The sequence below is a fragment of the Streptomyces sp. NPDC057654 genome (assembly GCF_042800135.1).
GTDB lineage: Bacteria > Actinomycetota > Actinomycetes > Streptomycetales > Streptomycetaceae > Streptomyces.
Map to the genome: position 1 here is coordinate 1 of NZ_JBHVHQ010000809.1, position 3,929 is coordinate 3,929.

General features: G+C 73.8%; 4 protein-coding genes. All 4 read right to left on the bottom strand.

Going from position 1 to position 3,929, the window contains the following annotated elements; all coding sequences use genetic code 11:
* Positions 1-36: 36 nt before the first annotated feature.
* Positions 37-273 carry a DUF397 domain-containing protein gene (locus tag ACFU99_RS36270; protein ID WP_363226434.1) on the bottom strand — a complete coding sequence of 79 codons (237 nt, stop codon included), beginning with the start codon at positions 271-273 and terminating at the stop codon, positions 37-39.
* A 158-nt stretch (positions 274-431) separates the two neighbouring features.
* Positions 432-1,598, bottom strand: coding sequence for a thiolase domain-containing protein (locus tag ACFU99_RS36275; RefSeq protein ID WP_384400679.1), 1,167 nt, complete (start codon positions 1,596-1,598; stop codon positions 432-434).
* Positions 1,595-2,674, bottom strand: a complete 1,080-nt coding sequence (locus tag ACFU99_RS36280; protein WP_384400682.1) for a thiolase domain-containing protein — start codon at positions 2,672-2,674, stop codon at positions 1,595-1,597. The genes ACFU99_RS36275 and ACFU99_RS36280 overlap by 4 nt, the downstream gene beginning before the upstream one ends.
* Complete coding sequence (locus tag ACFU99_RS36285) at positions 2,674-3,657, bottom strand: Zn-ribbon domain-containing OB-fold protein (RefSeq protein WP_384400685.1); 984 nt, start codon at positions 3,655-3,657, stop codon at positions 2,674-2,676. The genes ACFU99_RS36280 and ACFU99_RS36285 overlap by 1 nt, the downstream gene beginning before the upstream one ends.
* Positions 3,658-3,929 lie beyond the last annotated feature (272 nt).

Consider the following 3,929-nt stretch of genomic DNA (forward strand, 5'->3'; position numbering starts at 1 on the left):
GAACCGGGGCCGCCCCGGCCGGTCGCGCCGGGTGCGTCAGGTGAGGTCGAATTCCCCGTCACGCGCGCCGAGTACGAACGCGCGCCACTCGCCGGGGTTGAAGATCAGCGACGGGCCCTCCGGGCTGCGGCCGTCGCGCATGGCGATGTATCCCTCCACGAAGGCGACCTGTACATCGCCCGATCCCTGACTGCTCGACTGCCACTGGGCGTTGCTCAGGTCGAGCTGCGGCTTCGTGCTGCCTGCCGGATGCTCAGTCGTGCTGTCCGCCACGTCCGTGCTCCTCCCGGTCGGTCGTCCGGGCCCCACCCTAGCGATCGGGACGGGCGCCGGACAGGCCGCGGAGGCAGGTCCCTGCGGCCGGTCCGGGTGCGGTGCGGAAGGGGCTCCGGACGGGTCGCGGGGCCGGGTCCGTACACACCGGACCCGGTTCAGGAGGTGGGCTGCTCGGCCCCGACGAGCCACATGGAGAAGAACTGCGCGCCGCCTCCATAGGCGTGGCCGAGCGCTGTGCGCGCCCCCTCCACCTGGTGCTCCCCCGCCTGGCCGCGCACCTGGAGGGCGGCCTCCGCGAAGCGGATCATGCCGGAGGCGCCGATGGGGTTGGTGGACAGGACGCCGCCGGAGGGGTTGACGGGCAGGTCGCCGTCGAGTTCCGTGACGCCTGCCTCGGTGAGCTTCCAGCCCTCGCCCTCGGCGGCGAAGCCGAGGTTCTCCAGCCACATCGGCTCGTACCAGCTGAACGGCACGTACATCTCGACGGCGTCGATCTCCCGGCGCGGGTCGGCGATGCCCGCCTGCCGGTAGACGTCGGCGGCGCAGTCCTTGCCGGCCTGCGGCGACACGAAGTCCTTGCCCGCGAAGAGGGTGGGCTCGCTGCGCATCGCCCCGCCGTGCACCCAGGCGGGCGGGTGCGGCGAGCGCTCCGCGCCGCCCCGGTCGGTGAGGACCATGGCGCAGGCTCCGTCGGAGGACGGACAGGTCTCGGAGTAGCGGACGGGGTCCCAGAGCATCGGCGAGGACTGCACCTTCTCCAGGGTGATGTCCTGCTCGTGGAGGTGCGCGTAGGGGTTCTTCAGGGCGTTGCGGCGGTCCTTGTACGCGACGAGGGAGCCGACGGTGTCGGGGGCTCCGGTGCGCCGCATGTACGCGCGGATGTGCGGCGCGAAGAAGCCGCCGGCCCCGGCCAGCAGCGGCTGCTGGAAGGGGACGGGCAGCGAGAGGCCCCACATGGCGTTGGACTCGGACTGCTTCTCGAAGGCGAGGGTCAGCACGGTGCGGTGGACGCGGGCGGCGACGAGGTTGGCGGCGACGAGGGCCGTGGAGCCGCCGACGGAGCCCGCGGTGTGCACGCGCAGCATGGGTTTGCCGACGGCGCCGAGGGCGTCGGCGAGGTAGAGCTCCGGCATCATGACGCCCTCGAAGAAGTCGGGGGCCTTGCCGATGACGACGGCGTCGATGTCGGGCCAGCCGAGCCCGGCGTCCAGCAGCGCCCGGGCGGCCGCTTCCCGGACGAGCCCGGCGATGGACACGTCGTGGCGGGCGGCGACGTGTTTGGTCTGGCCGATCCCGACGACCGCGACGGGCTCCTTGCTCATCGGGGGTCTCCTTCCAGTACGGCGACCAGGTTCTGCTGGAGGCAGGGGCCCGAGGTGGCGTGGGCGAGCGCCCGGCGGGAGGCGCCGCGGTGGATGCGGGCGGCGGCCTCGCCGAGGCGGATGAGGCCCGCCGCCATCATCGGGTTGGCGGCGAGGGCGCCGCCGGAGGGGTTGACCGCCACGTCGTCGGCGAGCCGCAGCGCCTTGCGCAGGACGACTTCCTGGCTGGTGAAGGGGGCGTGCAGTTCGGCGGTGTCGACGGGCGCGTCGAAGGCTCCGGCGCGTTCGGCGGCGAGGCGGGTGGAGGGCGAGTCGGTGAGGTCGCGCACGCCGAGGGAGTGCGCTTCGACGCGGTGGTCGATGCCCCTGATCCACGCGGGGCGGGGGCAGAGGCGGCGCGCCGTGTCCCCGGCGGCGAGGACGACGGCTGCGGCGCCGTCGCCGATGGGCGGCGCGTCGTGCCCGCGCAGCGGCTGTACGAGGTAGTCGGCGTCGAGCAGCCGCTCGGGCGGGCCCGAACCGCGCAGCTGGGCGTGGGGGTTGTCCTCGGCGGCCGTGCGGCTGCGGGCGGCGACGGCGGCGAGGGCCCGTTCGTCGGTGTCGCCCGCGTCGATGAGCGCCTGGGCCTGGAGCGCGGCCAGGGAGACGGAGTCGGGCCACAGGGGCGCGAGGTAGTAGGGGTCGAGCTGGCGGGTGAGGACGTCGCGGAGCTCGCCGGGCGAGGATTTTCCGTACGAGTAGACGAGCGCGGTCTCCGCCTCGCCGGTGCGGAGCTTGACCCACGCCTCGTACAGCGCCCAGGCCCCGTCCATCTCGACGTGGGACTCGGAGATGGGCGGCCAGGCGCCCACGCCGTCGAGCGCCATGGTGAAGGAGAAGGCGCGGCCGGCCAGGTAGTCGCTCGATCCCGAGCAGGTGAAGTCCGTCTCCCCGGCGGTGAGTCCGACCTGGCCGAGGGTTTCCGTGAGGACGGGGAGCAGCATTTCGACTTCGGAGAGGTCCGCGGTGTTCCGGCGGTGCGCGCTCTGCCCGAAGGCGACGATCGCCACTTCCGGTGCGTCGGGCGTCACGGGCATCACAGCAGCTCCTTGTACGCGTCGTAGTCGGCGTCCGGTTCGCCGGTGGGCCGGTAGTGGTCGGGGTAGCGGCTGCCGGAGGACGGGTCGGGCCATACGGGCTCGACGCGCATCCCCATCCGCACCTCGTCGTACGGGACGCCGCCGATGCGCCCGTGCAGGGCGAGGTCCGCGCCGTCGAGGGCGATGTGCGCGTAGACGTACGGCACCTCGATGTCGAGGTTGCGGGCCTTGATGTTGACGACGCAGTAGGTGGTGACGGTGCCGCGCGGCCCGACCTCCACCTGCTCGGCGGTGGCGACGCCGCAGGTGGGGCAGGCGCCGCGGGGCGGCACGTACACCTTGCGGCAGGAGGGGCAGCGCTCGCCGACGGTCTTGTGCTCGGCGAGGGCCGCGAGGTAGCGGGTCTGGGCGCGGCCGGGCGAGTAGCGGTAGTCGAGGCGGGCGGCGACCACGATTCCGGTGACGGGGGCGGCGAACTCCCTGTCGTGCGGCCGCGCTTCGCCGCCGGGCGCGCTGTCGTGCGGCTCGCTCTCGTCCGGCTCGAAGCAGGCGATGTCGGTGATGGCCCCGGCGCGCTCTGCGGCCCAGCGGATACGGACGCGCATGCCGGTGCGCACTGCCTCGGGCCCCGGCGCGTCGAGGGCGTGGAGCAGGGCGGTGTCGGCGCCGTCGAGCCGGACGAGGACCCAGGCGAAGGGGGTGGGCAGGGGCTGCCCGGGCCGCGGCGCCGGGTTCCACGCCCAGGTGGTGACGGTCCCCGTAGGCGCGACCTCGACGAGCTCGCGCAGCTCTTCGGCGGTGACCGGGTCGTACTCGACGGGCGGCACGAGCACGCGTCCGTCGCCCGTCCTGACTCCGAGCGGGACGCGCTCGCGCAGTCCGGTGAGGAAGGCGCTCTGCACGGGCCCGAGGGAGCGGGTGAAGGGGAATTCGACGGTAAGGGGAGCGCTCAGCGCCTCGGGCGCCGGGGCGGGTGACATGCGGTGGTCTCCTTCGCGTAGAGCCTGTGTCATTTCCCTGGCGGGGCGGCGGTCGCGTGCTCACGCCCGTACCCGCGCGAGTGGACACACCGGACGGGCGCGGGCGTATGTCCGTGCCTCCTGTGAGCGGGCGTATGTCCGTGCCTCCCGTGAGCGGACGCACCGGACGGCCGGGAGCGTACGTCCGTACCCGCGCGGGCGGCAGCGTCCGCCGACCGAGCACGCGTATGCAGTCGACGGCGGCCGAGGAACGGGCGTGCTTCGCGTACGGG